The 4,503-nt window shown below is 57.3% G+C and carries 5 protein-coding genes; 3 read left to right on the forward strand and 2 right to left on the reverse strand.

All coding sequences use genetic code 11. The annotated features are described in order from the left end of the window. The 3 genes from BMZ43_RS25820 to BMZ43_RS25830 all read left to right on the forward strand — a co-directional run. Nucleotides 1-251 (forward strand): CopD family protein (locus BMZ43_RS25820; protein WP_177344872.1); only part of this gene is annotated, 251 nt, incomplete at its 5' end. A gap of 55 nt (nucleotides 252-306) precedes the next feature. Next, a complete protein-coding gene (locus BMZ43_RS25825; RefSeq protein ID WP_093257835.1) occupies nucleotides 307-993 on the forward strand; it encodes a heavy metal response regulator transcription factor in 687 nt (228 codons plus the stop codon). After that, the gene (locus BMZ43_RS25830) at nucleotides 990-2,369 is read left to right on the forward strand and encodes a heavy metal sensor histidine kinase (RefSeq protein WP_093257838.1); all 1,380 of its coding nucleotides are present in this window, start codon (nucleotides 990-992) and stop codon (nucleotides 2,367-2,369) included. Before BMZ43_RS25825 ends, BMZ43_RS25830 begins: the two co-directional genes overlap by 4 nt. A gap of 288 nt (nucleotides 2,370-2,657) precedes the next feature. On the opposite strand, the gene BMZ43_RS27050 is transcribed toward BMZ43_RS25830, so the two are convergent. Together BMZ43_RS27050 and BMZ43_RS25840 are read right to left on the reverse strand one after the other, a co-directional pair. Beyond that, on the reverse strand, nucleotides 2,658-2,981 hold the full coding sequence (locus BMZ43_RS27050; protein ID WP_371913906.1) for a transposase: 324 nt from the start codon (nucleotides 2,979-2,981) through the stop codon (nucleotides 2,658-2,660). Nucleotides 2,982-3,133: 152 nt separating this feature from the next. Continuing rightward, nucleotides 3,134-4,273, reverse strand: coding sequence for a glutathione-independent formaldehyde dehydrogenase (locus tag BMZ43_RS25840; RefSeq protein WP_093257841.1), 1,140 nt, complete (start codon nucleotides 4,271-4,273; stop codon nucleotides 3,134-3,136). Nucleotides 4,274-4,503: the final 230 nt, after the last annotated feature.

Here is a 4,503-nt window from a genome sequence, read left to right on the forward strand (position 1 = left end):
TGGCACAAAGCACCTATGGCCTGCTGCTGCTGGGCAAACTGGGCCTTTTCGTCGTGATGATCGGGCTGGCTTCGGCCAACCGCTTTCTCTTGAGCGCGGCATTGGAGCAAGCAGTTCACCAAGGCGATTACACGCGTGCGGCACGGTCTATCCGTTACAGCATGGCACTGGAGCTAGGCTCCGCCATTTTGGTGCTAGGACTGATCGCTTGGCTCGGTACGCTATCTCCTGACATGGAGGCGGGAATGTGAAGCCCCCAGGTCCCGTAGTGCCGTCCCGAAATGATCGTGTAGCCGAGGATGGTGCATGAAGCTGCTGGTAGCTGAAGACGAACCCAAGACCGGCATCTATCTACAGCAGGGTCTCCGAGAGGCTGGCTTCACGGTGGATCGGGTGGTCACTGGAGCGGATGCCCTAGATCAGGTGCAGACCGAAGCCTATGACCTGTTGATTCTAGACGTGATGATGCCAGGCCTTGATGGCTGGGACGTCGTCAGGCGCCTGCGTGCTGCCGGCCTCTCAGTACCGGTGCTGTTTCTGACGGCACGGGATGGGGTAGATGACCGAGTCAAAGGGTTGGAGCTGGGCGCTGATGACTACCTGGTCAAGCCGTTCGCCTTTTCAGAGCTGCTCGCGCGAGTTCGAACGCTGCTAAGGCGCAGAAGCGGCAGCCTGCCAGTGCAGACCAGCCTGCAGATCGGAGACCTGCAGGTCGATCTGCTCACGCGCCGTGTTACACGAGGCGGTACCCGAATCGACCTTACGACCAAGGAGTTTGCCTTGCTGGAGCTGCTGATGCGCCGGCGCGGCGAGGTGCTTTCCAAATCCTTCATTGCTGCCCAGGTCTGGGACATGCACTTCGAGAGCGACACTAATGTCATCGAGGTAGCAATCCGGCGGTTGCGGGCCAAGATCGACGATGACTTCGAGTCGAAATTACTCCATACCTGCCGTGGTATGGGCTACAGGCTAGACGTGCAGGACGAAGGATGAAGCCAGGTTCACTTACCTTCCGCCTGAGCCTCATGTTTGTGGTCGCGGTCGTCGCTGTCCTCATCATCGTGGGCATCGCTTTCAACGAGCTGAGTCGCCACCATTTTCGTGCGTTGGATGCCCAGGTGCTGGAAGAAAAGCTGGAAGCGATCACCCAGATTGCTCAAGAGCCCGGCGCGAATTCGGACCAGCTTAAGATTCGCTGGCATACGCTGCTGGGAGCACATTCCGAGCTCAGCGCGGTGTTTCTCCAGGCTGACGGAAGCATCTTTTTTGCGGAGCCTCCCAGGTCAGCGGTGCCATCCCTTGCTCAGGCGACCGAGCACGATGGCGTGTGGGAGTGGGAAAGCGACCGACACATGTTCAGGGCCTTGAAGGCGCCGGTCTCGTGGTCGGAGACCACTGCTCCACTCACCTTGTGGCTGGTCTTGGACGTCACGACGCATATGCATTTCTTCGCCATGCTGGAGCGTTGGTTTTGGGGCGTACTGATAGCCAGCACTGTGCTGAGTGCCGCACTCGGTTGGCTGGTCGCCAAGAGTGGGCTGCGGCCGGTGGCCAAGGTGACCCAGACAGCCGCCTCGATGTCCGCAGGTTCTTTGAAGGAACGCATTCCTTTGGAGCCCGTGCCCGATGAGTTGCGCGAGCTCATCATTGCTTTCAATTCAATGCTTGGTCGCCTGGACGATTCGTTCATGCGGCTATCGAATTTCTCTGCCGACATCGCGCATGAGCTACGAACTCCGATCAGCAACCTGCGAACTCATACTGAGGTGATCCTGGCCAAAAAGCGGGACTCGGACGTGTACGAGGAGAACCTGACCTCCAACCTGGAAGAGCTCAATCGTCTGTCGGGAATCATCGACGGCATGCTGTTCCTGGCCAAGTCCGACAACGGGCTGATCGTGCCCGAGCCGGTCGAGCTGGACCTAGGTAGGGTCATAAGCAAGCTGTTCGGGTACTACGAACTTCTGGCCGAGGACAAGGGGATCCAGCTCAGGGCATCGGGAAGGGCATCAATCTTCGCGGACAGCGTGATGGTCGACCGTGTCGTGTCGAACCTGCTGTCCAATGCCCTGCGCTATACCCCTTCCGGGGAGACGATTGGGGTCCACATCCAGGACTATGGCAGCCGTGTAGAGCTTCGGGTAGAAAACCCCGGCCCCGAGATTCCATCGGAGCACTTGTCGAGGATTTTCGACCGGTTCTATCGGGTGGATCCAGCACGTCGCGAAGGTGATGGCAATGCGGGGCTCGGGTTAGCCATAGCCCGGTCGCTGATGACGGCGCATGGTGGCACGATCTACTGTACATCCCAAAGAGGTCGAACGGCATTCATCCTGACCTTCACGCGACGGACCAGTCTGCGCACGTGACGCGCTTATCTAACTCTCAGAAATGCAGAGCCAGGAACCAACTATCAATGACATTTTTACTTAGCTGCCAGAGCGACATCTCTACTTAGCCTTGACAAATGAACATGGGGACCCGTGCGAGTCTCAATTCGCACGAGGGGCCGTCTATGTGTCGTTTCGACAGCATGTCCAACGACTGCGCGTGGGAACCATCGATCAGGTCGCCGATGGGGTAAAACATATCGAGCGGCTGATGCCTGCAAATCTCTCAGAAATCCTGGCAAGTTGCCGGGATGGTTCAGTGACGTGCTATGCAGCAACCCCAAGATGGCCCGACTGCAGGCAGTGAGACTCATTTCGCAGGGGTACACATCGGAACACTGCCTGGACATCAGTACCATCTGGTAGCGCAAAAGGTTGTAGCCCAGCAGCACACCCCATAGCTCTTGAGCGACGCATCTCTGGCGTCTTGCTTCTCAGGGTATATTCGCCGCCCAGCAGTCTCTGCTTGATCGCCCGATAGCCCAGCTCAATTTCCCAGCGTTGACTGTAAAGGTCGACGATCTCCCTACCCGGAAAGCGCAGCGGGTCGACCATCGAAGTCAGTACGCTTACCATTTTTCCCTTGATCATCTTGCGCAACAACCGCGCTCGCATTTCGAGCGGACGACAGGTGGTATGTGGTCGGTAAATACATAGCGGCCATACTGTAAGCGCGAGTAGGCGGGTCTTTGGGCTGACGCCCGGCGATATCGTCAGGGCGTCAGATCCATACAGCCGTTCGATCAGGCTGCCGGCTTCAGAATGACCTTTGTCCAACCCTCATCTCGCGCATCGAAATGCTTGTACGCATCGGGCCCTTCCGCCAATTTCAGGCTGTGAGAGATGATCTGCGAAGGCTTGGCGCGGTCGTGATGGATCAGCTCCGCAAGCCTGCGGTTATAGGCTTTGACGTTGGCTTGCCCGGTGCGTATCTGCTGGCCCTTGAACCAGAACGCGCCGAAATCGAAGGCCATTTTGCCTTCCTTCGCCAGTTCATTTTTCGCGCCCGGATCCTGAGGAACAAACACCCCGACGACGCCGATGCCACCCGTGGCCTTGGTGGAAGCTACCAGGTTGTTCATCGTCAGGTGATTGACCTCATGGCCGTGTTTGTCACAGCACTGGTACCCCACACACTCACAACCTCGATCAGTGCCTTTGCCGTGTGTCAGGTTGAGGATCTGATCAACCGCCTCTTTCTCCAGGGAGTTGATTGGCGTGGCCCCCATCTGCGCGGCCAATTTCAATCGATCCGGATGGTTGTCGACCACGAACACTTGCGAGGCGCCTTTGATCATCGCGGCATGAGCTGCCATCAGGCCCACTGGCCCTGCACCGTAAATGGCGATGCTTTCACCCGGCATCAGGCCAGCCAGTTCAGTGGCATGCCATCCGGTGGGGAATATGTCTGACAGCATGACGTAGTCGTTTTCTTTCTCTTGGGCATCCTCTGGCAGCACCAGGCAATTGAAGTCCGCATATGGCACACGCAGCAGTTCTGCTTGACCACCCTGGTATGAGCCCATATCGGCAAACCCGTAAGCAGCACCAGCACTGCCGGGGTTGGCCGTGAGGCAGAAACCGGTCAAACCTTTTTCACAGTTTTCGCAGAAACCGCAGCCGATATTAAATGGCAAACATACCCGATCACCTATCTTGATGCGATCTACGCCGGCGCCGACTTCGATGACTTCTCCGAGGTTCTCGTGACCGAAAACACGTCCCGTCTCCATCGAGGTGCGGCCCTCGTACATATGCAGATCAGAGCCGCAGATATTGGTAGTGGTGATGCGCACTACGGCGTCGGTAGGTTTTTCGATCTTGGCGTCTGGGACATTTTGCACGCTCACGTCGCGTGGCCCGTTGTAAACGATGGCCTTCATTAGACTCTCCTGTTCAAGCGACGATGAGGGGAATTCGTCTGCTTACGGGACATCTGTCTAGTTCTACGAACGTATGTTCCACAAATCGAGCTATGACCAGACGAGTGGTGATGCCGTCGCCCGCGCGTGGCGGCCCTGTAGTGGTCTACTGATTCCGGACACCCATTTAGGGCGAGAATGCTCGCCATAGAGAGGTGTCTGATGACCAAGCAACGTCGTTCCTTTACGCC

This window comes from Pseudomonas sp. Snoq117.2, assembly GCF_900110545.1.
Lineage (GTDB): Bacteria > Pseudomonadota > Gammaproteobacteria > Pseudomonadales > Pseudomonadaceae > Chryseomonas > Chryseomonas benzopyrenica.